Genomic DNA, 24,602 nt, shown 5'->3' with positions numbered 1-24,602 from the left:
CGGGGCTGAGACACATCGCATTTAATCAGCTAAAAGCAGAAACAAGCTTTAATAAAGGCATGCCCGCAAAACAGAAAAAAGCTATGCGCAGTACAGATTACCTTGAAAAGGTATTGAAATCATAGGCTTTTTTCATGCTCTTGCCCTGGCGGTAATCCCTTTTACCAAATAATTTTTCGTCAACCACTATGCCGCGTATATCCGCAAATGCAATTGAATCTGCTTTAATAACGTAAATGCTTTTGGCGCGTATAATTATGTTTTTTGTTTCTTTATCAATTTTAATTTTGTAATTAGCAAATGTACAACAAAAGCCAAGTGTGGAAATAGCAGCCCAAGGTACCAAGGGAAATTCGCCATCTATTACACTAAACATACATAAACAACTTATAAATAAAATAAATGCGCCCATAAAGTTAACAGCACTTGTGGCAAATGGCTTGATTTGCGCTTGTTGATTTGTCAGTTTTGTAAATTTCATTTTATAAAGTAGTCACTATTAGTCCGATGATAATAAAACATATGAAGGGGAGGAGAATCATTTTTATCAATGATTTGGTATCCCAGAAAGTTATATCTTTGCCGCTTTTTAGAGCTGGATCATCTGCTGTACTTGCAGGTCTATTATCGAGTGCATTTTGGTCTAAATCGGGTGTGTTACTGCTGACGTTTGTTTTTTCTGTAAACTCATTTACCTTTTCTGTGTGTATACAGCCAAAATGATTAGCTAAAAACGCGGCTGCTGCTTGAGTATCTTGGTAGGTGCCAATTGTGTAGCGTTCATGGCACAGCGCTATTTGATACTTATCTGCAAGGCCTGGAATTTGTTGCACTAAAACTTCAACATCGTTTAAATTTTTTAAAATCTTTTTTGATGTGGCTTTAGCTAGAAATAATTTTTCTTTGTACGCTTTACCAGTTTCAACATCAAGGACTAAATAATGGCTTCTTGAGTAAGCAAAAACGAGTGATAAAAATAAAGGAGCAAAGCAAATACCATAAAATATTGACTCAGTAAAATAGCCAACCACACCACAAAATGGAACGATGAAAGTTAGTATGGCCCTAACTGCAATAATATTGAGGTGGCCTTGAGTCCTTAATTTTACCTTATTTGGCAAATAGGTATTTTTAATGTGAAACTTTACATTCTTAGGTAGATTTGAGTGTTGCAAAAATACATCATCCTTGATTTAGAGTTTTCTAATTTAGCATGATATTTTTTAATAAACCACAATGGGCAGCTATTCGAAAACCTCTAGCAAACAGGCTGCTTTTTGCTTGGTTCTATTTATCATTTAATACCATGTTCTAAGGTTGAGCTTATTTTTGATTGTGTAAGTCGTGAATTAAACCCAAAAATTTGATAATTTAAAGAATAAGATAAGTCGATCATGGCAGTTAAGGTAAATAAATAAATGAATCAACAATTAGTTTTTAAAAATGGTCAAGTTAGTGATAATTACGCCAGTATTTTATTAGGCCATCAAGATGAGTCATACGTTACGCCAATAATGGAATATAAGGAGTATGAACTGATTGTAGAATCGGTTGTTATCATTTTACTTGATGACGACACAGAGCTAATGGGAACAGAGGTGTTAACGTTGGTTGATAGTGGGCACTGTACGTTAGCGCAGTTAATTAACTTTTTAGCCGGTGAAGAGGTGGAGGAAATGCAAGAGTTTGAGTTTATTTCATCTGCTTGGTTTGCATGGCAAAGTAAACACGGCGATTGGTCAAGTGAGCCATTTGATACTGTTTATGAATCGCAAGATAAAAACATAACAACGCTTAATGAGTTATTAAACGAGTAAGTTTGCGTTTTTAACAAGCGCTTTGGCATTTTAGGTGTGCCAACCGAGGCAGTTGGTTTACCTTGCCTTTGATTGATAATACTGTAAAAATCAGCGCGTTTTAAATTAAACAGTTGTATGGAATTTGGCGTTGAGTAAAGAACAGCAAAAAGGCTATTGGCGCAATGAAACTGTGGCTTTTCTCGCGTTGACTTCATTAAGCGGCGTTGGGTATTGGGTATTACACAAAATAGCAGAGTCAGGCTTAGGCTTTAAAAATTTACTTAAAGCGAGTAATGCTGATGAAATTTCTAAACACCTGAATGTGTCATTACCTGATGATATTGAATGGCAAGCATATCAACAACAACTTTGGTCAATTGGCTTAGCGCGCGCACGTTCTCTTCATGCTGATAATGTAAGACTTTTGTTCCGAGAGCAGGAGCTTTTTCCTCAAGAGTTGAAGAAAATTGATGATGCACCTCATTGGATTTTTGTTCAGGGTCCAATTGAAAACTTACATAAAAAATCCGTATCAGTGATAGGTACTCGTAAGCCATCAACAGATGGTGTAATTTTAGCGAAAATAGTCATCGCAGCATTGGCAAATAAAGGGCTTGTTACAGTCAGTGGCTTAGCTTTGGGTATCGATCAAATAGCACATACAGAATCGATAAAATATAACATTCCCACCGTTGCGGTTCTTGGTAATGGTATATACGTTGAGTTTCCTAAAGGCTCTAACACACTTAAAGCGCAAATATTAAATCGTGGTGGCACAGTAGTAACAGAATACCTGCCTGAACAATTATACAGTGCCGAAAACTTTGTTAGACGAAATCGAATACAGGCTGCGCTTTGTAATACGCTGCTACCTATCGAGTGGGAAATTAAAAGTGGCAGTGCTCACACTGTCGCATTTGCACATAAGTACAATAAAAAAATTGCTAATGTGTTCTTACCTGGAACAGCCAATTTAAGGCCTGAATTAAAGTTCTCTGAAATGGAGCGCGGTGCCAGCGCGTGGGAAATGCCAATCTGCGTGAATGGACTGTTAAAGTATATTCAAGACGACATGCAAGCAAACGGTAAAGTCGTTCAACAAAGCTTAAGCTTTCAAGACGATTTTATTTCAACGTAAAAGGTTTTAGTTTATAAAAAAGCCCATCATTACAACTAAACGATGGGCCAAGATACGTCGTTAAAAGTTGCTGTTAATCTTCGTTATGCATAAAACCAGCAATGAGTTCTGCTAAGCTATGCGCTTGCAGATAGCCGCTTTCTTGGTCTGCGCCAAAACTAATTACCTGCCCAGGTTTTCCTTTACTGTTTGGTGCAAGATCTATGGCATAAAAATTACCACAACCTTGGTCGAAAAAGGGGATCCAATAGGGGGTGCAATATAAAGGCAGTACTGTGCCATCGTTACTGCTGTAAGTATCGAGCAAGTCCTCTTGCGTCCATTTTTGATATGGTGTTTGCCAGTCACTCCATTCTTTTAGTATGGTCTGTGCATTCATAAAACCTGTTTTTTCAATGCCATTATGCAGTGTTAAAAAGTCTTTTAAAATAGTGGGAAACTCAAAACCAGCTTGCGTTTTAAATTGTTGATAAATCGCTCTATTATCAATGGGCTCTATTATTTTTAATCCCTCAGACTCAACTAATTGAGTTAAATTTTGTTTTACTAAAGACAAGTCTTCATGGGAATCAAAGTTAATAAATGGGGTGATGTAATCTATTTTTTGTTGCGCTAATTCTTCTGCTTTAAATGCATTAGGAATATTTTCATCAATAAACTCACCAGTATGGGTGAATATTTGCTCAGCAAATGCTCTTGATATTGGGCGACTAGATAGACTATTACTGGCAAGATCATACAGCTTAGATTTAGGTTCTACGCCTTTTCTTCTTTCTCTATCAATTGTTGTTAACCATTGTGAAAATAGTGGGGTGTTGAGCACTTCGGCGGTAAAAATAGTCTTATCTTGTAAGTAGGCAACCATATAAAAATGATTACTCAATTGAGTATCAGGTGTTATTAAGAAAAGCTTGAGAACATCTTGGTCTGTTCGATCTTTTACTGCTTGATGAAGTAAGTCACTAAAGATGTAGCTTTCATCTTGTGAAAAAGACGGCAAATTGGTGATTTCTATTGCTGGAAAATGAAGGTCATGCCATTTTTTGGTTTTTAAAGTATCGTTATACGCACAGATATTTTGCATGAGAATCTTATTAATAAAGTAAAAAATAAACTTAGTATATCACGGTAAGATTAACTCAGTATTAATTTAAAATAGCTTAAAACTTACAATTGATTAATGTTAATATTTGAATATGTTTAAGCTCGTTTTAATTAGTTAATGGAGCTCTTGTTATCTTTAATTTCTTAGATTAATCATTTTATCTGTTATATTTTTGTTCTTATCTCCTTGATTAATAGTGGGTTAATTTGTCATGGCGAACATCTTTTTGGCCTGAATTACACGCAGTGAAAAAATAGGCTTTTTTATTGCACTTTCTTATTTTGATGGGTTTTACATATAACAATCAATGTTAGTATAATAAGTGATTTTTAAATAGTGGTTTTAATATATATAAAACGATTTAAGAATGTTCCGATGAACGGGGGAGTAATATGAAGATAGGGATTGATCTGGGAACGACACACTGTGTTGTTGCTGTATGGCAAGATAGTGGTGTTAAACTTATCGCTGACTCTGAGGGCAATGTTCTAGTGCCTTCTATTGTGAGTTTTTCAGATGACTATGTATTGGTAGGTCAAGCTGCGCGGGATCGTTTAGCGACTCATCCTGAGTTGACGGTGTCTGAATTTAAACGTTTTATGGGCACAGATAAAGTTTATCAATTAGAAGAACAATCTTATACCCCAATAGAGCTGTCGGCTATTTTACTTAAGCACCTTAAAGAGCAAGCTGAAGTATATTTACAACAACCCATTACTGAAGCTGTTATTTCAGTACCAGCCTACTTTAATAATAAACAACGGCAAGCTACACAGCAGGCGGCTTCACTTGCTGGTTTAACGGTTGAGCGCTTAATTAACGAGCCAACCGCCGCAGCCCTTGCATATGGATTAGATAATAAAGATTCAGATAACACTTATTTAGTGCTTGATCTCGGTGGTGGAACATTTGATGTGTCAGTTATTGAAGTGTTTAATGACATTTTTGAGATTCACGCCTCTGGAGGCGATAATTACCTCGGTGGTAATGACTTTACCCAAGCTATTGTCGACGATGTATTTGGCAAAAATGATATCCAACCGTACCGTCTAGCCAAAAGTGAGCGAAGAAATATATGGTCTTTATGTGATCAATTAAAATGTCAGCTAACCATAGACGACTCTGCCAGTTTTGATTTTGAATACAAAGGCGATGTTTTAACTTATACCCTAAGTGAAGACGATTTCGGCCATATTTGTCATGATTTAATTGAGCGTATTAAGTTTCCTATTCATAGAGCGATGTCTGATGCAAAATTATCGATGGATGATATTGCAGGTCTTATCTTTGTCGGCGGTGCGACCCGCATGCCTATTTTTCGTCAACAAATTAATCATGTATTTTCGCGTATTACACAAATCCAATACAACCCAGATCATGCTATTGCTATTGGGGCTGCCATTCAAGCAAGTATGAACGAGCGTAATATTCAGCTCAAAGATGTAATCATGACTGATGTTTGCCCATTTACACTGGGCGTTGAGATATCTAACGAGCATAACCAACCTGAGTTTTTACCCATTATTGAGCGTAACTCTACGATCCCGGTCAGTGAAACGCGCTCTTTATTTTCTAGACATCCAAGTCAAGAAAGTGTTTTGATTAACATTTATCAAGGTGAAAATTACCTACCTAAAGATAATGTATTAATGGGTACATTAGACATTACACTTGAACCTTTGAACAAAATTCAGTCTTTTTATATAACTTACACTTATGATCTCAATGGTGTGATTGAAGTGGAAGTTAAAAACAAGGATTCTGAAAAAACCTATCGTACTTATGTTGGTGAGAACGTGAAAGAGCTTGACCAAAATCAATTGCAAGAGCAATTTTCAAGACTGCAAGCTTTAAAAATACTCCCAAAAAATAAACTTGCCAATACCGCTTTTAAAGCAAAGCTCGATCGCATGTTTCAAGAGAGCTTAGGTGATAAACGTAGAAAGGTTGGTGAAAGCATTGGGCTTTTTGATCGCGCGTTAGAAACCCATGATAATCATAAAATTGACGCTGCCAAAGAGCGTATAAAAATGTTTTTGAATATTTCTTATTAACATGCATTCTATTATTTGTGCCCACAACATAAGAGTAAACTAAATGTACCATTGGATACTATTAGGTATTGAACCAACTAAAGATAAGCGGGCTATAAAATTAGCTTATACGCAGTTACTAAAACAAACTCCGCCAACAGAATTCCCTGAAGAGTTTAAAGCGTTACGTAAAGCGTATGATCAAGCACTAGAAGAAATCTCAAAAAGTGATGATGATGCAAATGATAATTCAGCTAGTTGGCACGATGCATCACTTAAAGCATTTCAGCCGCAACTAGATACTGATATTGAAGACACACAGGATGAAGTTTTTTCGGAGCCACCACCTAGCTCCAATCACGATATTGATGATGACAAACCCGTTGAATTTTCAACTATTAAAACAATATCCCAACTCAACCTTGCCTTAACACAGCTTTATAGTGATATTTCAGTTAGGCACAGTTTAGAACAATGGAAAATGTTGTTCGCGGCGCCGATATTTTGGGATGTTAATCAAAGTAATGCATTGACTGTCAACTTACTCGACTTTTTTTCTAAACACTATTTTTTACCTGAAAATATCTGGACATTTTTAGATACCAGTTTAAGTATTTCTGGCAGCTTATCTATCAGTGGCGATGATACTACGCGTCAAATTGCGGTTGCATTGTCGGGTTATATAAAAACGTTACCAAAGAGAATACATGACGGTTTAGTGGTCGGTATTTCAGAACATGTTGATTTTAAAAATCTTCAACGCCATCTTGAAATACGTAACTATATTGAAGATAAATGTTTATACGACACATTGACTACAGAAGATTTAGAAAATGTTGCTGAACAAATTGGACCTGAGTTTAAAAATGACTTTCCCCTTTATAATTATATAGTTAAGTATTTATGGACGCTTAATAGCTATAGCGCCATTAAACGTATACTTGAACCTCTGACAATTCCACAAACAGAGGAAGATCTGTTAAATTACCAAGCACATGCTGAGTATAAATTAAAAAATTATGAGGCTGCACTCGCACTTTATTTAAAGCAAGAACATAATTACCGCGTACTGTGTACTAAGGTAATGTTCAAATATATTGGTTTATGTTATTTAAAGCTTAATAATTATGAAAAGGCATATCTTTATTTAGATGCAAAACTAGCTGCTATTGGTGATATGGAGCTTGAAGTTGCATTAATTACAGCAAGACGCGGATATATTCGAGAGTTGAGAGCTGATGAAGCTAAAAACGCGATAAAAATTGCGACCTTACTGTATGAAAATGGACGATATCAGGATGCGTTGTCAATCACCGAGCAATACAAACCGATATTTGTAGAACAAGCGAATTATTTACAAGCGCTTTGCTTATGTAAATTACACCGTTTTGAAGAAGCCTACTCTGAGTTTTTAGTGTTTATTGATTTATACAATCAACGCCAGCTGTGGGGATGGCCATTAGTTGTTGATTTATTAAGATATTGCTACGATTTAATCACATATGAAGTTTTAGTTGATACATTACAAGAGCATATTGCTAGTTTTCAGGATTTCTATAAAACGGATTTTTTCCCTGGTTCAACAAAACCACGTTGTTACTCAGAGCAAGAAATGGACATACTTGAGCTAACCCGAGAAGACGATTCAGTGAGGCGCCCAGTAGAATCTCTTGGGCATACTGAATCACTGCAAATTTTTGCACTGGCTATATTATATATTCGTGACACCGAATTAGTTGCTTATGCGGATACAAGTGTTGTTGATGATTTTCAACGTAATGTACTTAATTATATAAAAGAAATTAAACAACTCATGCTTTACAACCCGCGTGATTGTTTAAAGTTTTTGGAGGCCGCGTTTGACCAGCAAGACTTTGACACCTGCATCATGTTAGCTGATATAGCGATTAAAGGTTTACGTGCAGCACCACAAGCATATTATTTTAAAGGGTGCGCACTTTTAGAGTTAAACCAATATGACACGGCTTTAGCTGCATTTCAACAAGCTGCCCACGAATATAATACTCATCCATATGCCGTTCATTCTTTAAATTCAGCTATTAAATGCTGTGAAGCGCTTATCGAACAAGGGTTACCTTATGCACAGCAGTGCAAAGCTTTATGCCAGCAATTGCAAGATACAAAGGAGAGAGTTGATGGACAATAATCAAGAAGACTTAATGTTGCAAAGTCAATCGTTAACCGATGAACAAAAGCAATGGTTAATCAGCTTATCAGGCTACTTATCGATGCAAAATGGCTACTCACTGGATTGCTTATTACATAAGAGTGAAACGTACCCACTACAAGCGATTATTAATGGCAATGTAAAAGTATTAAAAAATAGTTATGGTATACATACTAAAGCTGATTTAGTTGAAACATTAAATATTTTTTTAGATACAGCTCGTAGCAGCGAGTTTATGAGCCGTTTGATTGAAAGTGTGCGTTATGATTTATTTATTGAACACTTTTACTTGAATCGAAACAACGATAAAAACAGTAATGAATATATGGTTAGTGGATGGGCTCAAAAGCATAATGTTTCATTATCTGACTGTGGGATTAAAGGTTTTGATGTGGGTCGTTCTGCATTTCTATGCCGGTGTGCGTATACTACGGGTTTAATTACAGAGCAAGAAACTTGGTATTATTTGCTAGTGCTAGGTAAAATTGCGCAACAATTATTTACTGATTGGCAAGAGTTAGCCATGAGTCACATAGTAGGGCGCTTAACTTGGGTGGGTGTAAAACTCGATAAACCTATGGATGGTCCACCAGAACGCTACCCTGATGCTTTCGAAGTAAAACAAGAGATTAAGCTAGATATCGAAGAATTGACATCAATTTTAGCTGACGATAACCACCCTTGGTGTCAACTCAACTGGCAAATAGACCTGTAGCGCTAACATTGTAATAAAAGCCACTTAACGTGGCTTTTATTACAACATGTAAACCCGTACTAGTAACAAAACCAAAGAGATAAAATCTTGACTTTATACGTTAAAGCCCTAGATCTTATAGTCAATTACTTATTGAGTTAATTAATGCTGAGCAATGTAGAGAGCGCTAAAGTAGCGCGAATTGCATTAAATTTGCTTGTTCTAGATTAACTCAAAAGGTAAATTCCATAATATAAACTGTACCAAACCACACACCGCGAGCTGATAGTGTCTAAGCCTAAAAAGCTTGAGCAGTTAAGAATATATTTAAAAAATGATCATGCTGTATTTAAAAAGCTAGTTATACAAAAAAGTGTTAGAGTCTTTTAAAGTAATAACACTTTTCATGAGGTTAATCTTCATCATATTGTAGTTCACTAATGAACTGCTCAAAAGTTGTAGCAAGTATGGTTATTTTAAAGTCATTTTCTTGATCGACATGTACCACTGTAGGCTCACCTGTAGGCCCGCACTCAGTGTAATCTAAAGCAACCAAGTGGTGCCCTGCCGAAGGGCAATTACAAATATATAGCCCGATATCAGGATAACCCCATTCGTTTCTCATATATTCACTTTCTGCAGCGATAGAATCTAGCCTAATAAACTCGCTGATACTATAGTTAGATGGTTTTTCTTCATTGAGTTGAATGAGCGTGTTTTGTGGATAGCCACCATTTTGTATTTTCATTAACTGTATATAGAGTATGGGTAGCGTATATCCCAAATTATTCACAGTATTTTGAATTTCCTCATCGGTTAATGGCTTATCTATATCCGCGTGGTTTTCTTCGCTTTGTTTTTGCCAAAAGTTAGAGTATTTATTAGCATTAGGGGCCTTAACTTCAACGGTGGATTCTTCAGCTGAAGGACGCGGGGTAAGTTTATCTTGGGTTTGTCGTGCTTTTCGACGCTGTTTATACATCGTTTGCAGTTCACTTTTCTCAATGCCTTTGACATTTGGATCTGCAAGAGAATTATTGTCTGGTAACGGCTCTTTAGGATGAGACAGTAAAGACAGCTCCTCCAGCTTTAGCGTTAGTAATTGTTCTTCATTACAGGTAGAGCGAGCAGTGTCTAACATATCAAAGTTAAGTAGGTCACGCGCGGAAATACTTGGATCAGCTCTTTGCATTAGTTCAATAAATGTTGATAGGGTTGTTTCCTCATTAAGTTCATCGTCGCTAACCAAATCATAGTCAATATCGAACTGCAGCATAACTTCAAATATAAGAGCTGTAGGCCAAATTTCAATTCCATGTTTACGGCTGGATCTACGAAGATCACGAGGTGTCTGCCGTAAAACTTTTTTGCAAGCTGTACAGGCTGCTTTTTCAGCCTTAAGCGGGGTTAACGGATAATAAGCTAAGTGTTGACAAAACTCGCATTTGACTGGAAAAGGGTCTATAAATTGCATCTATATTATCCTCCTTGTAAAGATGCTTGATAGTCTATCTAAAAAAATGATTCGTATATAGCTTTGTATCAAGTCTAAATATGCATCAAAGAAGTTAGGTCGCTTAGAATCAATTGTTGTGTGCAGTTTTTTTAAATCAAAACGTAAACAAAGAAAGAAGAATAACCTTCGAGGAAAAGCTATTCGCAGCAGCGTAAGCTTGAAATATACTAAAGGTGCTTCGCAGTCATGGCTATTATTTACCTCATTGTCGTTGCTATGAAAAAGGCCACTTGAATGTCACGTTATTGATCGCGTTAAAAAATAGAAAAGTGCTGTCTGGCTTTAGTCTGGGGGCGCAATACTTTGAAAAATTTGGCTATAATATAAAACTGAGAATCTTTTCAAAAGCACTTCAGCAATTAAATAAGGTTTGCCGTGAGTGCTTGTCGCTTAGATCAAAACTGTATGGCTCTCTCAGGATCTGATCCTTACTATAATAGAATTTAAGGAGCAATTAGTTCCCTATATCTAACGGGGATTTACACAGTTTTTACATCCACACCTTTGCTATTCGTTTTAGGTAACAATGCCTCTAGCTAGCTGGTCAACGTATTTTAATAAGGTTGGGTGGCGGTTTTTACCATGCATTTGCTGTATATGCGCTTTTGCTTGCTCAAGATCAATGCCTGCACTACTTATATAAAGTGGGTTTTCGCTTTTTCCACGTAAAACTCCAGCCTCTTCTGGCGTATCTACAAATGAACGCTTAGCCACACCAATGACGGGGATTTTTCGGTCAAGGGCTTCGTAAAGATGCATACCTAGACCTGGTTTTTGTTCACGACTTAAAGTGACATACCCATCAACAATGATGATATCAGGTTGAGTCTCTAAAGATTTTAATACCGATAAAATACAAGGAAGCTCTCGTTTGTAAAACTGCCCAGGTTCATAGGGGGCAATATTTTCAATGGTGTTAACTTGCTTTGCTGTTATTTCTTCGTCGTGCCAGTTTTCAAATAAGATACCGGCAGCAATAGCTGTGTCGTCGTAATATTGGCAATCAATGGCAAAAATCAATGTGTACTCCTGTTAAATTATATGTGTCGTAGTGCTTTATTAATAATCACGGCTTTAATTTAAGGCGGCTTAACAGCCGCTTATATCAAGCTTAGATAATGCAGCGACTCGCTTATCTGTTATAGCTGCTATGGTGTTAATGGTTGCGGTGTAGGTGCGGCTGTCGCATTCTACCGATACGCTAAAATCATTAAATGTGACTTCTACGGGTTGCTTTATAAGTCTTTCTGTACCATGGCTTAAACGTTGCCAGTTTTCTTTACCTGCAAATAGTTCGTCTAATTGGGGAGCTGATAAACGTATAAAAATAGCCTCAATCGCCGATGTATAACGGCCATTAATAACTGCGGGCAACTTATTGCGTGCTAATCGGGTTGGAATGATACGTATGTCGATAATATCGCCGCTTGCTTGAGCTGGGCTTGCCATATCAAGCTGAATTACGAGTAGTCCACGTATTGTAATTGGCCCGTTGAAACGATACCGATATAGCTCAGGATTTTGATCAACTAAGGTTAACGCTTTGCTGTATTTTGAAAAAATAGCAGGCTCAGAGGCATGGCTTTGAAAAGCAAATATATTAAATAGCACAATTAAGTACAGACTCAGGTGTTTTAAATTGGTCAATCTCATTCGTTATCTCTAAATTAGTGGCTAGGGTTAATTTACTTGTCTGTTTCTTGTTGTGCACTTAAGCGTTGATAGTGCTGTTTAGTTTGACCATCACTAAACACTGCTTTATTGGCTGTTAATGCAATTAAGGTGAGCTTGATTGGGTGTGTTAAGTGCTCACTGCGTATTACCAATATACAATTTTTATCAAGTTGCCACTTTGCCGTTATTGCAGGCCTTTGGTGTAACCACGAATGAAATATACCTTCTCTCTCTAGTGCAAAGGTATCAAAATAGGAGTGCCCCAAACTTCGGTAGCTTCCTATTAAGTCATCAGGTTGCCATTGACAAGCAATTAAAGGTAAGGGGCATAAAACAAGTAAGCTTAGAAAACGCTTTATCATCTTTTTATCCTTAATGATCAGCTTCGGATACGAATATTACTATTATTTAGTTATAGATCTCGTATTTCACTTTGCTTGGTGTTCTTTTGCTAATAAAAATGCCAGTATATCGGCCTTTTTATCATCATCACTGGCACAAGCTGCAGGTGTTTGTTCCTTGTTGTTTAGTGTGTTGACATCAGCCCCATACGCTATAAGTATTTTTATTCGTTCTAAATTAACAACCGCTCGGGCTGCTTCATGTACATAATTAGATGCAGCAAGGTGTAAAGGTGTGTTACCTTCCTCATCGGTTTGGTTGATGTCTGGTCGAAGCATAGCTAACGCCAGTTTTAATGCGTCTGGGTGTGCTTCTGTTACTAAATTTTCCATTGGGGTAGAGTAATGCTTTTCACATCTACTGTCGTGATTAATCTGATAAAGATCAGGCTGTCCCTGTAGTAATAAAGAAAATAGCGTTAATTGATCTTTTCTAACCCCATGGTCTGTAAAGCGAAATAATACACTATGGCCTTCTCTATCTTGTTTTTCATAATCAAAAGCGAGTCCATGCTTAAGTAAAGCACTCACAAAATCGGGAGTGTAACTTGTAACTGCTATTTCTAATAAATCAAAGCCATCAATATCCGTTTTTTGAATATGTATATCAGCGCCTAACTCGATCATAACGTCTATACGCTGTGTTGCTTCACCTGATTTAATTAAAGCAATGATAGGGGTTTCGTCTATTACATCACGGTGATTAATATCTAATCCTTGGTCTATAAAATAGGTTAGATATTTTTTAAACGTATCTATGTCTACTTGTTTACGCCATTTCACTATATTAAAAAGAAAGTTTTGTTGAGCGTTATTCTCGTACATAGGGTCACACCCCTTTTCAATTAAGGCATCGAGAATCGACAGTGGTGTGTTAGGTGAAAGCGCTTGTGTTAATAATTTTCCCCCTTTGGCATTTAAATTTCTACAAGCGTTTATAAATTTAACTAATATGGCACATTCTTCTTCGCTTTTATGTTCAAAGTACCTTAATTCATTTTCTAATATTAGCAGTGGAAATGATTTTTTTTGATCGACTTTCAGTTTTGGTTTTTCGGTTGTTGAATTGATGAGACTTTCAATATCAATGTTATTAAAATCGACTTCCTCCTCGTCCCCCATATTTTTTAGCAAATCGAGCGACACGATATTTTTTTCATCTAATAGCAGCCAAAAATCCAAGGCAAGCCAATAGGCATGTAGATTTTGTAAAACAAACGTCTCATTCAATACTTGTATAATTTCGCTATCGCTGAGGATTTTTGCTATTTGTGTGGCGAGATTAAAATCCTTCGACTCGAGTGCTTGCTGCAATGTCATTAATCATCCTTGCTTTAAATTATATCAGGCGCGAGTTTTAATAGGGCACCCATTATATATTCAGTCACTACGGCTTCAGCACTGGAATCGGTGCTAAATTCATCGGTTTGTTGAGGATAAATACGTTGATACAAATCACTTAAATCTGCGGTTATAGTAACGCTGCTTTTTTGTGATGCAAAGTTTGTCGCTAGTAGCATCATAATAATATCGCGAAAGTGGCTACTGTCTTTGTCTTGGTCGGTTGCAGGCATTAGCCGATCACGTTTGTTATTAAGCAGTGTTTCAAACTCTTTAAGGAAATCTTTACTGCTACGCTCTTTTATCACGAGTGCTTGAAGGGCTTTAAGTTGCTCTGCGCGAGATTGTTGCAGAGCAATCGCAGCAACCGCTTTACGAACATGGTCACTGGGTTCTACTTGAGGAAATAGCATGGGTGCGTAGCGTGCAGCATCGGCGGCTTTCCAATAACCTTTTTTCATATCGCGTGCGATTATTTCAAGTAATGGGCGTTCTTTTCTATCCATTTTGTTGCGCCTGTTTTGCTATTAATAACATTTCGGTGATTTCGTTAAACCCTTTTTGATTACTATAATCAATAGCTTGTTGTTCAGCTTTGTTATAAATCAATGTATCGCAACCGTGTTTTATTAATTCTTTCACTATATCTTTTTTACCGCCTACCGCAGCATAATGTAATGCGCTACTACCTGCGGCATCAAGTGCATCAATATCAGCCTCTTTCTCAAGTAATAGCTTAATCATACTTAAGTGACCTTGTTTAGCTGCAACATGTATTAGGCTTTCGCCTTCACAGCTAATTGCATGATAGTTATCATTACTATAATTTAGTTGTTCGATAACTAAGTCTAAATATGAATTGAGTACAAACTCTTTATTGGTATTTTTACTGTAATTTACATCGACGCCTGCATTTAAAAATGCCGAGACGATATCTTTTTGGTTATTAGCACACGCAAGCCAAATAGACGATACGCCTTCATTAGATTCGATAAGCGGATCAGCACCTTGCTCTAGCAGGTATTTAACAAGCATATTGTTGTGTTTAGTGCAGGCAATGAATAACGGTGTATAGCCATCGTCATTAGCGATATTTATATCGCTACCATGTTCTAGTAGCAAAGTGACTAAGGGTTTATTGATTAATGCTGTTGCTATCAATAACGCGTTATTACCATTTTTGTCACTGTGGTCAATATCGGCGCCTTGATCTAATAAATTGCTTACAACATCACGTTTTCGATTACTAACCGCCAGTAATAATGGACTGTCTGAATTTGTATTGGTTAAATTGATATCTAATCCGGCATCAATTAAAGGGCTTAATAACGCATTTTGGCCTGTTATGGCGATTAGGTGAAGTAGACTATTACCTTGGTAATCACTAATGTCAGGACGGGCTCCGAGTTCAAGTAGCAATTCTGCTGCCGGCTTTTGTCGAGCCTTTATAGCCATAAATAAAGCGGTCCTACCTTGATGATCTTCATAGTCAATTTTTGCTCCACTTTCCAATAGCTCGGACATTATATCAACGTATCCGTTAGCCGATGCATAGTGCAATGCTGTACAGCCGTGCGAATTAGTATAATTAGGATCAAGGTCTTTTTCTTGTGATAAGAGCAACTGAGCAATACGGCGATTACCGTCAGCGCATGCTTTAATAAATGATTCTGACATATCTTTCCTTGTCGATTATGAGTGTAGCGTATAACGTGTTATTAATATTTTTATACTAGCAAGAAATAGCATGATGAGAAAGCGAGTAAGCCGCGCAGGAGCTGAAGTTGCCATCTCCATGAATTTATATATTACAAATATTTTCAATTGGTTACACTACATTTTTGTGTGCAATTCAATACTACACAAGCAGTTTATGAACTTAATCTTATTATGAGTTAAGAATGAACGGTTCGTGGTGTTGTCAATTATTTTGGTGTGCTGTTCAGCCTGCTTTGGTATTTTATTTCGCGGTTTATTTTTATTGGGATTATAAAAACGTCTTGGTTTAAGATGTTGTGGGGAAGTGAAAATTAAGTAAAACTACTGCGTTTTTTACAACCCCTTACCTATACTCATTTAAGTAACAAAGAGTTAGTCGCCCAAGGCATTTTGATAACGCGTGTCTGAAATTTATTCGAAAAACTCGATCCTCATTCTTTCAGAACAAAGTAACTTATATATTTTATCGTTTCCATTTACTTGAGCAAACTCCTCTGGGGTCAATCCTTGGTTATCTTTTGATTCTAATAGTTGCCCACGTTTACAAAAAATACCGGTTCCGGGTAGAAGTGATAATAAAAACCAAATGATATCTTCATCTCCTCGCAGAGCAGCATAATATATAGCGGAGCGCCCGGTACTGTCTTTTTTAAACATTTCATCATCTATAGCAAGACTTTTATATTCGGAGTATATGAACTGCTTAATTTTGTCTAGGTTTAAATTCTCAATACTTAACATTAATTCTGTTTTGCCTGAAATATTCATATAATTTATTTTATTCCATAATTTGGCTGAAGTTAGTATTTTCGTTTTTCTTTAAATTGTATTTTAATAACTTTGTAATATTTATTTCAAGTAGGGTAGCGTTTTTTGCCTTGTTTGTATAGAATTCTAAATGATAACTATTATTGCCTACATCTTCAGCTAATTGCCTAGTAGGTTACATTTAAAATTTTTTTGAGTGTAAACTTAATTGATTAAGCTGTGTTATATCTAAGAGATAGAATGAATACAATTAAACGAATCCAAATATCAGCGCTTTCAATTGCGATAAGTGCAATTTTATCACCTTCAGTATACGCAACTACGGCGTCATCAAGCATTGAGAAAATAGCTGTTTCGGGTGTTAGGCAAGCTTTTCGCGGCGATGTGCCTTTAAGTGAACAACCACAAAGTATTGAATTTATATCTGCAGAAAACCTTGATGATGCAGGGGTGACCACACTCACAGATATATTTGATTTAACGCCGAGTATTTCTGAACAAAATGATTTTGGTGGATTGTGGGAAAGCTTTGCAATACGTGGTTTAGTAGGTGATGAGAATATTCCTTCAGGCTTTTTAATTAATGGCTTTTCATCTGGTCGAAGTTTTAGCGGCACCCGTGATACCAGTAATATTGATTATGTAGAAGTGATGAAAGGCCCAGGCTCTGCACTTTATGGCCGCTCTGAGCCTGGTGGTACTATTAACATTATTACTAAAAAGCCACAATTTGAAGAACAAGGCTCTGTAAAAATAAGCGCAGGTAGTTGGCAAAGTTATCGCGGTGAAGGCGACTACACTAATGCAATTACCGAACAACTCGCCTTTAGAGTAAACGGCGCGATTGAAGAAAGTGAAAGCTTTAGAGACTACCACGAAAATAAAAAAACGGTGATAACGCCTTCAATATTATGGTTAATTTCCGACACAACAAAGTTAAATTATGAACTAGAATATGTCGACCAAAGTGTGACGTTTGACCGTGGTATTGTTGCCGTAGACGGAAAGGTAGATGCATTACCCATTGATACTTTTTTAGGTGAACCAAGTGATAAACCAACAGAGGTTGATGCGATTTCTCATCAACTTACCTTTGAGCACCAAATAGGGCAATGGTCGCTTTTAAATGGGTTTAGCTATAGCGACTCTAAATTTATAAGCGAATCGAGCGATGCAGAACTGGCACCAGGGCGGCAGGTTTATTTTACTGATGGCGAAACCTTAAGTAGACAACATAACGAGCGTGACTTTCAAACTAAAAATATTTCTGCGCGTACCGAGCTTAGTGGCAGTGTAACAGCGGCTGGGTTTACCCACCATTTATTAATAGGTGCCGACGCCAGCAAGTTTGATTTTGATAAACTCTGGTACAGATACCGCCCTACGCTTGAAGATACGCGCTATGCAATCAATATGTATAACCCTGTGTATGGGCAAACAGCACCCGAAGGCTCACTTTTATATAACAGCACTGAAGTACAGCACAGTTACGGGGTTTATATTCAAGATCAAATCGACATCACTGAGCAATGGAAAGTGCAAGTGGGTGGCCGTTATGATTGGTTTGATCAGCAAATAGATAACCATATCAATCAAAGTCAGTCTAAGAGTGACCAAAGTACATTTAGTCCACGGGTTGGTTTAGTGTACGCCTACTCAGACGATATACAATATTACACCAGCTACTCTGAAGGTTTTAGGCCAAACAGCGGTTACGACATAAACGGTGATGCATTTAAGCCGGAATCCACAACCTCTATTGAGGCGGGTATTAAATTTAGCACCGATACCCTAAATGGTAGCTTTACCGTATTTAGCGCCGAAAAAAGCAATATGCTAACTACAGATCTGCAAGCGGGTGTGTCGACAGCATTAGGAGAGGTAACTAGCGAAGGGGCTGAGTTTGATTTGCACGGTTATATTACAGAGCGCACCTCATTTGATTTTGCCTATACTTACATCGATGCAAAAACAGCAAACGATACGGTTAATACAGATTGGTGGGTAAAACTGCCAAAAGGCAGCCCATTACTGAATATCCCTAAACATAGTGCAAATGTGCGCCTTAAAAGAGATTTAAATGACTTAATCGATTTAAATGCGACTATTGGTATAGCTGTTCAGTATGAAGGTGAACGTTTAGGTGAAACGATTGATCCTACATATTATTTACCTTCGTATACGCTAGTGAACCTGTTTGCAACTTATAACGTTAATGATGATGTGAGTTTACAGTTAAACGTGAATAACGTTCTGGATAAAGAATATTACTCAAACTCTTACTCTGCAATTTGGACTCAACCCGGTGAGCCGGTAAATTATAAGCTGAGCTTAGAATATAGCTTTTAATTTATAGTAAAAAACCATTTAGCCGCAGTACTACTGCGGCTAAATGGTCTCGTGTGTATTGTCAGTTGGGCTTTACTAACTTGTAGCTAACTGCGTGACTTATATTACAAAACCGCATAAAACAATACTTTGTGTAACACGGCAGCAATAAATTCATTGAATAAGGGTTCTAAACATCAAGTTGACTGGGAAAAGCCAATTTTATCATCACTTTAAGCTTAATTTAGACAATACAGGTTACTACAGGTTTCCAAGTGACAGAGTTATTTTTAATTTAAAACTATTTAAAAATAAATAGTCCAACAGATTAAAGGCAGGTTTTGTTTATGTGTAACAATTAAATTATTACACATAAACACCGTATCGGAAGCAGACCATTACATCAGATTAGTTATTTTGTAAAACACTGGCTCTATCTAAACAAGAAAGTGTTGCTTGGCCTTGCTGCTTATAAAGTTCTGCTATTTCCTCTCTGCCTTGTGCTGCTTTATCTAAACAATACAATAACTCGTCTGGGCGCATTAATTTTATATTTATAGGTAAAAAGTTAAGATGATCATGATTTATATGCGCATTATCTAAACCAATAAACATACCTATATTACCGTCAGGGTGATCTACTGACCATTCTTCAGGTGCGCCATCCATGTCTAATTGTAATGTAAGAAAACGGTGTTTTTTGAGGCGCTCTTTAAAGTTATCGATATTGGGTATTATACCGCCAATGGTTTGAATTAGGTTCATCTGCCAAGAGCTGTTGAATCTTTGAATGGGTTCATTGGTCTCTAGATATACCTCAAATGCTGCTTCAGGACTTGATAAGCCACTTGTAGCAACGATTTGATTTTCCCATTCTGGTGGTGTAACCAAAACAATATCTCGCGTGCTGCCATGCCAGTGAGGGTAATCTGCTAAATAAGGATTTAAAAAGCTCAGCTCTAATGTTTCGTTTATTTCACCGGCTTGTTGCCAATAAGATGATAATATTGCTTGCTCTGATTCAGTTTGTTGCTGATCATCTGAATTGCCTTGCAAAAATATGCTCTTATCATAACTGCCCCTTTTCCATGGGCATGGCATATCATCTGGCAAGCCTTCCCAAGATTCTATGGCTAAATGAAAGTCGCGACTCAATGAGTCAAACTCAGCAGCATCAGCATCTAATCCAGTGTAGATTATATAATCTTCATCAAACTTAGTTTTAACGTCGTAACTACCATCACTTTCTAATTCAAAACGAGCTTTGTTCCAAGGTATATCTGATTCGTCTTTTTTCATCATTTTATAAAGTGCATAAAATGCTTCATCACACTGAGAATATTTCAACACTCCATCGATTATATCTACACTATAAAATTTTTCTTCACCGCCTGTATAGTAAGTCCCTGCCATAAAACCACAGGTATTTTCTCGACTCAGGCCGATATCACAATAAGCTTTATCCCACTGTTCGGGTAATGCGTCGAACATTGATTGGCCAATATGCTGGTGAATTTCTTCTGCTGAATTAAACATTATTACTCCTAGAGATTAAAATTAAACATCCTGTTCAGTTAATTGGATCTGGCGTTCTTTAAAGCTGCTAATTAATTTTTTTGATGGATTACTGTGCTCTAAACCGATGACTTGTTGTAAGTTAGGCAGCAGTGGCAAGTCTTTTGATGCTTTATTGCTTACCTTTAACACCTCATCTCCACAGCCTGGATCCCAAAAAGGCCATATCTGAGCATAAACATCTGCGCCGCCATCGACACCGCAATCTTGTGTCAACGAAGTGACTTTCGCTAACAATTCCTCAGAGATATCAAGCCCTTTAAAATAAGCCAGTGCCTCAGGTATAACTTCATACCCTTCTTGCTCTTTATCAATTTCTCGCAGGTGGTATTGGGCTATAAACTGGGTAAGGTCAAACTTAGGGGTTAATAAATTTTTTTTATACATCAGCTCTTCGATAACAAGTAACTTAAAATGCAGGTCGCTAAATTTGATCTTAGGCGTTTTATTAATAGGAAATACTTTGGGTGTGTTTTTAAGGGCTAAAGTCTGTGCGATAAGTTGATCAAGATGTACTTTTGTTTTACTGTCTGGAGTAAGTTTTGAAAGATTCTCTAAAAATGTAATGGTATTATTTTTCACCATTAAAATTTTAGCAGCCTTGTTATAGCCCGCATTTATAAAGGCAATAGGGTCATTTTCAATATTTGCTATTTCTTGGTTATATTCTTTAACTCGTTTTTTGATAACCTGAGCCTTGTAGTTACCTTCATTTAATTTTTTTATATAACCCTTTATTTCGGCAATCTTAGTTTTTGGAGTTGGATATATGCTATAGCCATTCAAGACGCCTTGAGTTATAAAGTAATCAATTTGGTCATCACTCCAATGTGAAATATGAGTTGAAAGTAACTTTAAGACCTCTTTTGATTTTTTATAGAAAAAGTCGCTTTTTTCGGTATAAAAACCAATCATTTCGCTAACTAAAATATAGAGTAGTAAATCACGATTTTCATCGTTTTGTTTGCTACATACAATGTCATTAATTAATTGTGTATATTGCTCTAATGGGTCTGAAGCTGATGGTAATAAACTGATTAGAAGGTTACTGGTATCTTGGTAAGGATAAGTGCGTAAAAACTTAAATGCTAAGTTGCCACCAATACGCTTTAAGTCGTCATATCCTTCACTGTGATAAGAAGGATGACAAAAATATAAAGAAATTAAATCACTCACCATTTCCCTTAAATCACCTTGCTCTGCAGGCGTTGGGTTTTGGATCAGTTGAGTGTTGGTCTCAAGTAACAGCTGCTCTATCTCACTCTCTAATAACTCTGTGTGCATTAGCAAAGCATGATGAGATTTTTTGTCAAAAATAACTTTATAATCTGATGAACTAAATAGCTGTAAAAAATAATATAATTTCGCAGGTTGGCTTTGACCTTCACGAAATAATCTTAATTCTTTAATTAGTGATGAATAAAGTTGTAAAAGCGTTGTTTGATCAAAGACGTCTTTCCATTGACGGTTTATCTTATCTTTTAATGACTTGTTTAATTTTTGTGTATTTAAATCCAGTTCATCCAAGGCAGGAATAAACGTTTTAAAAAATGACATATAGATACTCATTAATAAAAATAAAAAGGCTGTTTTTAATTTCACAGAAAAATAGTTTAGATATTAAATAATCATAACTTATCTCGGGAGTAAAAGTAATTGTTAGTTATTTTAGTAATAGGTGGCAATATAGAAATTAAAATATGTATTTTTCTGTATTGATATAGAAACTTTATTCAGCCTGCACCTCCGTACCTATTAAGTAGTCAATATAAGCGAGTTCTTCGCTAAAAATACCATTAATAAATGCACTTTGTTCACTCATTACAGCGTCATTAGGTTGGGCTTGGAAGTCTTGTTGGCATCTGACAAGTTCGTTGACTAACCATGGGCATTTGTCGGTTGCCGTGGTTATTGCTGTTTTTAAAAAAGAGGGCCATTTTATTTTTTGTAAATTAAAGCGGTAAAGCGTGACGGCGATATGACTATACGCTTGTTGCTCAAGAGATGGTGGGTTATCACTATTTGCAGTATCACTATTTAGCAGCTTACTACTGATAAGTGCTTGTTGCAGAGCGACTTGTTGTGATTTACTTAAAAAAATCGTTGTCATAATGCGTCGGAGGCCTTGGTTGCAATTAAAGATGGCATTTAATAGGAAGGTTAAGCAAGGCGTTTCATGACTCATGCAGCACCTAAAATGCAGCGACAGTGATAGCAAAATTGGGCTGACTCTTTACTGAATTAAGTAAATACAATTGTAATCGGGTGGATGATTTTAAACCGTAATGCCATAAATAGGCGGCTTACATACAGGCCGTGTTATGTTTTTGATTAACTTTATAAAAGCAATAACTTACTAAACCCATATACAACTATATGGATGCATAAATTAGAACTGTGCATGGGGGAGGTAACAAGCACACTTGCAGACTATAATAAGCTATTGTTTAACTAATATCAGTTCAGCAATAGCTTATTAATTTAATGTAATGGGTGTTATTTTTGCTGTTGCGTTATCCAGTCATTTATTACTTCTTCAAGTACTGCAATTGGCAGCGATCCTTGGCCTATAACTGTGTCGTGAAAGCTGCGAATGTCAAAATCAGCGCCAAGTTCTTTTTCAGCTTTTGCACGTAGTTCACGTATTTTTAGCTCGCCCATTTTGTAAGAAAGCGCTTGTGCGGGCCAAGAGATATAACGATCTATTTGATCTTCTACGGCACTTTGTGGCAATGCAGTATGTTCGCTCAGGTAGTTAATTGCGCGCTCTCGACTCCAGCCGAATGCGTGAATACCGGTATCAACAACCAGCCTAACTGCGCGCCACATTTCATATCCTAATCGGCCAAAATCACTGTATGGATCTTGATAAAAGCCGGCTTCTTTACCTAAACGCTCTGCGTAAAGACCCCAACCTTCACCAAATGCTGAATGGCTTAAGGTACGCCGAAATGGTGGTACATCCAGTTCCATTGCAATTGCATTTTGTAAGTGATGTCCTGGAATCGCTTCGTGTAGGCTCAAGGCTTCTAAATTATATAAAGGTTGCAACGAAGGGGTTGAAGCTAAAAAGTAAGTGCCGGCAGAGCGGTTATCTGCTGGTGGCATATAAAAAGCGCCGCGACTGGCAGAGTCTTTAATAGTAAACGTATTACGTGGTAAATGACCAAAATAGGTCGGTAATTTGCCATACATTTTTTGCGTAATGAAAGCCGCTTTTTCTAATAAATCTTGTTTGTCTTTTGCATAAAACTGTGGAGCAGTTGCTAGAAACTGCAGAAAATCAGCATACGAACCCTTAAAGTTTAGTGAATCAATAATAGCCTGCATTTCAGCTTTAATACGCGCCACTTCTTGTAGACCAAGCTCATGAATTTCTTCTGGCGTAGCTTGTGTGGTGGTGTAATAACTTACTGCATACTTATAATATTCAAGCCCGCCTTTAACGCTTGAAATACCGGGATCTGTTCTGCAATTTGGCATGTAATCATCAACAAAAAAATCATAAAAATGCTGATAAGCAGGAACCACTTTATTGCTAATTAGGGCTTTCGCTTTTTCTTGATAGGCTGCTTTTTGTTGTTGGCTAAAGGTGTTGGGCATACGTGTAAACGGTTCATACAAGGCAATGTTTTGTGGCTCTTTTTCGATATGTTTACTGATGCTTTTATGATAATTTTTAAAGCTCTCGCAATAGTGTGTGTAGCCTTGTTGTATGCCTTCTTTCATGAGGTTGATGTTTTCTTGGTTAAAGCGTGGGTAGTCGCTCAAACTAACCAAAAAATTGTCGTAATCGGTGGTAGTTAAAAACGCCATATTAGCAGGGGCCTCGGCAAAATATGTATGCCAGCCGCTTAAAAAGTTAATAGGAAAGTACTTATCAAGTGACTGGTAACTTTGTTGCTCTGTTTCGCGCTCGTATTTAAAAAGCCGATAATTCATCAGTTGTTCTTTATTGAGTGATTTTGGGTTAATGGCAGCTAATTTGTGCAGCACTTGGTCGTTATAAGTTTGGCGCTTACTTATGGCTTGCTCACTCCAGCGAGCCAGATTTCCATTGGGTTTCCATCCATCGGGGTCGGTGCGAAAAAATACTTTTTCGCTTTTTGCATGTTGCCAGTGTTGGTCAATAATATTTTTTAAATCGGTATTGTCATCAGCCAGACTTGGCAATGACACCATAGTTAAAGAAAGAGCCAAGAGATTTGTTTTATACATGTTGTTTCTCATAATTAGCGAGTTAGTTTTTTATAAAGGGTAGGCAGTGATTTTTTGAGTGCGTACCAAGCTATATAAAATTTATTGTTTTATAGGTTAAGCGTA

General features: G+C 36.9%; 21 protein-coding genes and 1 pseudogene. 7 read left to right on the top strand and 15 right to left on the bottom strand.

From position 1 onward, the window contains the following. Nucleotides 1-97: 97 nt before the first annotated feature. Together H5201_RS17445 and H5201_RS17440 are read right to left on the bottom strand one after the other, a co-directional pair. Nucleotides 98-376: a hypothetical protein gene (locus H5201_RS17445; protein WP_182785130.1), complete on the bottom strand. Its 279-nt coding sequence runs from the start codon at nucleotides 374-376 to the stop codon at nucleotides 98-100. 106 nt (nucleotides 377-482) lie between these two features. Continuing rightward, the gene (locus H5201_RS17440) at nucleotides 483-1,175 is read right to left on the bottom strand and encodes a hypothetical protein (protein ID WP_182768336.1); all 693 of its coding nucleotides are present in this window, start codon (nucleotides 1,173-1,175) and stop codon (nucleotides 483-485) included. A gap of 243 nt (nucleotides 1,176-1,418) precedes the next feature. On the opposite strand from H5201_RS17440, the gene H5201_RS17435 reads away from it, so the two are divergent. Continuing rightward, complete coding sequence (locus H5201_RS17435) at nucleotides 1,419-1,817, top strand: hypothetical protein (protein WP_138585062.1); 399 nt, start codon at nucleotides 1,419-1,421, stop codon at nucleotides 1,815-1,817. 130 nt (nucleotides 1,818-1,947) lie between these two features. Beyond that, on the top strand, nucleotides 1,948-2,937 hold the full coding sequence (locus H5201_RS17430; protein ID WP_220496094.1) for a DNA-processing protein DprA: 990 nt from the start codon (nucleotides 1,948-1,950) through the stop codon (nucleotides 2,935-2,937). 73 nt (nucleotides 2,938-3,010) lie between these two features. Here H5201_RS17430 and H5201_RS17425 read toward each other — a convergent pair whose 3' ends face one another. After that, entirely contained in the window at nucleotides 3,011-4,021 is a 1,011-nt protein-coding gene (locus H5201_RS17425; protein WP_182785128.1) for an SMI1/KNR4 family protein, read from the bottom strand. Between the two features lie 413 nt (nucleotides 4,022-4,434). Between H5201_RS17425 and H5201_RS17420 the strand changes: the two genes are divergently transcribed. Genes H5201_RS17420 through H5201_RS17410 form a run of 3 tightly spaced genes read left to right on the top strand, consistent with a single transcriptional unit; the run spans nucleotide 4,435 to nucleotide 8,978 of the window. Beyond that, a complete protein-coding gene (locus tag H5201_RS17420) occupies nucleotides 4,435-6,096 on the top strand; it encodes an Hsp70 family protein (protein ID WP_182785127.1) in 1,662 nt (553 codons plus the stop codon). Nucleotides 6,097-6,139: 43 nt separating this feature from the next. Then, entirely contained in the window at nucleotides 6,140-8,242 is a 2,103-nt protein-coding gene (locus tag H5201_RS17415) for a tetratricopeptide repeat protein (RefSeq protein ID WP_182761920.1), read from the top strand. Continuing rightward, nucleotides 8,232-8,978, top strand: a complete 747-nt coding sequence (locus H5201_RS17410) for a DUF1266 domain-containing protein (RefSeq protein ID WP_182719022.1) — start codon at nucleotides 8,232-8,234, stop codon at nucleotides 8,976-8,978. Before H5201_RS17415 ends, H5201_RS17410 begins: the two co-directional genes overlap by 11 nt. Before the next feature lie 391 nt (nucleotides 8,979-9,369). Here H5201_RS17410 and H5201_RS17405 read toward each other — a convergent pair whose 3' ends face one another. Then, a complete protein-coding gene (locus H5201_RS17405) occupies nucleotides 9,370-10,431 on the bottom strand; it encodes an SMI1/KNR4 family protein (protein ID WP_182785126.1) in 1,062 nt (353 codons plus the stop codon). A 130-nt stretch (nucleotides 10,432-10,561) separates the two neighbouring features. Here H5201_RS17405 and H5201_RS17400 point away from each other — a divergent pair. Continuing rightward, nucleotides 10,562-10,898: pseudogene (locus tag H5201_RS17400) on the top strand (hypothetical protein); the annotation flags it as partial. Nucleotides 10,899-10,989: 91 nt separating this feature from the next. Here the strand turns inward: H5201_RS17400 and H5201_RS17395 are convergent. The 7 genes from H5201_RS17395 to H5201_RS17365 all read right to left on the bottom strand — a co-directional run bounded on the left by H5201_RS17395 (nucleotide 10,990) and on the right by H5201_RS17365 (nucleotide 16,376). After that, complete coding sequence (locus H5201_RS17395; protein WP_182740557.1) at nucleotides 10,990-11,493, bottom strand: endonuclease V; 504 nt, start codon at nucleotides 11,491-11,493, stop codon at nucleotides 10,990-10,992. Between the two features lie 69 nt (nucleotides 11,494-11,562). After that, nucleotides 11,563-12,126, bottom strand: coding sequence for a hypothetical protein (locus H5201_RS17390; RefSeq protein WP_182740556.1), 564 nt, complete (start codon nucleotides 12,124-12,126; stop codon nucleotides 11,563-11,565). Between the two features lie 32 nt (nucleotides 12,127-12,158). Further along, complete coding sequence (locus tag H5201_RS17385; RefSeq protein ID WP_182740555.1) at nucleotides 12,159-12,509, bottom strand: hypothetical protein; 351 nt, start codon at nucleotides 12,507-12,509, stop codon at nucleotides 12,159-12,161. A gap of 66 nt (nucleotides 12,510-12,575) precedes the next feature. Next, nucleotides 12,576-13,868 (bottom strand): ankyrin repeat domain-containing protein, encoded by a 1,293-nt coding sequence (locus tag H5201_RS17380; RefSeq protein ID WP_182740554.1) that lies wholly within the window; start codon nucleotides 13,866-13,868, stop codon nucleotides 12,576-12,578. A gap of 14 nt (nucleotides 13,869-13,882) precedes the next feature. Further along, complete coding sequence (locus tag H5201_RS17375; RefSeq protein ID WP_182740553.1) at nucleotides 13,883-14,395, bottom strand: hypothetical protein; 513 nt, start codon at nucleotides 14,393-14,395, stop codon at nucleotides 13,883-13,885. Further along, nucleotides 14,388-15,566, bottom strand: coding sequence for an ankyrin repeat domain-containing protein (locus H5201_RS17370; RefSeq protein ID WP_182740552.1), 1,179 nt, complete (start codon nucleotides 15,564-15,566; stop codon nucleotides 14,388-14,390). Before H5201_RS17370 ends, H5201_RS17375 begins: the two co-directional genes overlap by 8 nt. 453 nt (nucleotides 15,567-16,019) lie before the next feature. Continuing rightward, nucleotides 16,020-16,376 carry an ankyrin repeat domain-containing protein gene (locus tag H5201_RS17365; RefSeq protein WP_182719031.1) on the bottom strand — a complete coding sequence of 119 codons (357 nt, stop codon included), beginning with the start codon at nucleotides 16,374-16,376 and terminating at the stop codon, nucleotides 16,020-16,022. 240 nt (nucleotides 16,377-16,616) lie between these two features. Between H5201_RS17365 and H5201_RS17360 the strand changes: the two genes are divergently transcribed. After that, the gene (locus tag H5201_RS17360; protein WP_182740551.1) at nucleotides 16,617-18,725 is read left to right on the top strand and encodes a TonB-dependent siderophore receptor; all 2,109 of its coding nucleotides are present in this window, start codon (nucleotides 16,617-16,619) and stop codon (nucleotides 18,723-18,725) included. 387 nt (nucleotides 18,726-19,112) lie between these two features. On the opposite strand, the gene H5201_RS17355 is transcribed toward H5201_RS17360, so the two are convergent. From H5201_RS17355 to H5201_RS17340, 4 genes are all read right to left on the bottom strand, one after another. Then, entirely contained in the window at nucleotides 19,113-20,240 is a 1,128-nt protein-coding gene (locus H5201_RS17355; protein WP_182740550.1) for a hypothetical protein, read from the bottom strand. Nucleotides 20,241-20,261: 21 nt separating this feature from the next. Beyond that, on the bottom strand, nucleotides 20,262-21,836 hold the full coding sequence (locus tag H5201_RS17350) for a DUF6892 domain-containing protein (RefSeq protein WP_182785125.1): 1,575 nt from the start codon (nucleotides 21,834-21,836) through the stop codon (nucleotides 20,262-20,264). 172 nt (nucleotides 21,837-22,008) lie between these two features. Then, a complete protein-coding gene (locus H5201_RS17345; protein ID WP_182761937.1) occupies nucleotides 22,009-22,389 on the bottom strand; it encodes a hypothetical protein in 381 nt (126 codons plus the stop codon). Between the two features lie 386 nt (nucleotides 22,390-22,775). Beyond that, nucleotides 22,776-24,497, bottom strand: a complete 1,722-nt coding sequence (locus H5201_RS17340; protein WP_182761939.1) for a DUF885 family protein — start codon at nucleotides 24,495-24,497, stop codon at nucleotides 22,776-22,778. Between the last annotated feature and the right edge of the window lie 105 nt (nucleotides 24,498-24,602).

It is taken from the genome of Pseudoalteromonas sp. SG43-6, from assembly GCF_014164365.1.
GTDB lineage: Bacteria > Pseudomonadota > Gammaproteobacteria > Enterobacterales > Alteromonadaceae > Pseudoalteromonas > Pseudoalteromonas rhizosphaerae.
This window is presented reverse-complemented; position numbering and strand designations above follow the sequence as displayed.

Coding starts and splice junctions, on each gene's coding strand:
- H5201_RS17370 (WP_182740552.1), bottom strand. CDS start 15,566: ATGTCAGAATCATTTATTAAAGCATGCGCTGACGGTAATCGCCGTATT.
- H5201_RS17340 (WP_182761939.1), bottom strand. CDS start 24,497: ATGTATAAAACAAATCTCTTGGCTCTTTCTTTAACTATGGTGTCATTG.
- H5201_RS17345 (WP_182761937.1), bottom strand. CDS start 22,389: ATGACAACGATTTTTTTAAGTAAATCACAACAAGTCGCTCTGCAACAA.
- H5201_RS17365 (WP_182719031.1), bottom strand. CDS start 16,376: ATGAATATTTCAGGCAAAACAGAATTAATGTTAAGTATTGAGAATTTA.
- H5201_RS17415 (WP_182761920.1), top strand. CDS start 6,140: ATGTACCATTGGATACTATTAGGTATTGAACCAACTAAAGATAAGCGG.
- H5201_RS17405 (WP_182785126.1), bottom strand. CDS start 10,431: ATGCAATTTATAGACCCTTTTCCAGTCAAATGCGAGTTTTGTCAACAC.
- H5201_RS17360 (WP_182740551.1), top strand. CDS start 16,617: ATGAATACAATTAAACGAATCCAAATATCAGCGCTTTCAATTGCGATA.
- H5201_RS17390 (WP_182740556.1), bottom strand. CDS start 12,126: ATGAGATTGACCAATTTAAAACACCTGAGTCTGTACTTAATTGTGCTA.
- H5201_RS17385 (WP_182740555.1), bottom strand. CDS start 12,509: ATGATAAAGCGTTTTCTAAGCTTACTTGTTTTATGCCCCTTACCTTTA.
- H5201_RS17355 (WP_182740550.1), bottom strand. CDS start 20,240: ATGTTTAATTCAGCAGAAGAAATTCACCAGCATATTGGCCAATCAATG.
- H5201_RS17425 (WP_182785128.1), bottom strand. CDS start 4,021: ATGCAAAATATCTGTGCGTATAACGATACTTTAAAAACCAAAAAATGG.
- H5201_RS17350 (WP_182785125.1), bottom strand. CDS start 21,836: ATGTCATTTTTTAAAACGTTTATTCCTGCCTTGGATGAACTGGATTTA.
- H5201_RS17410 (WP_182719022.1), top strand. CDS start 8,232: ATGGACAATAATCAAGAAGACTTAATGTTGCAAAGTCAATCGTTAACC.
- H5201_RS17375 (WP_182740553.1), bottom strand. CDS start 14,395: ATGGATAGAAAAGAACGCCCATTACTTGAAATAATCGCACGCGATATG.
- H5201_RS17445 (WP_182785130.1), bottom strand. CDS start 376: ATGTTTAGTGTAATAGATGGCGAATTTCCCTTGGTACCTTGGGCTGCT.
- H5201_RS17380 (WP_182740554.1), bottom strand. CDS start 13,868: ATGACATTGCAGCAAGCACTCGAGTCGAAGGATTTTAATCTCGCCACA.
- H5201_RS17435 (WP_138585062.1), top strand. CDS start 1,419: ATGAATCAACAATTAGTTTTTAAAAATGGTCAAGTTAGTGATAATTAC.
- H5201_RS17420 (WP_182785127.1), top strand. CDS start 4,435: ATGAAGATAGGGATTGATCTGGGAACGACACACTGTGTTGTTGCTGTA.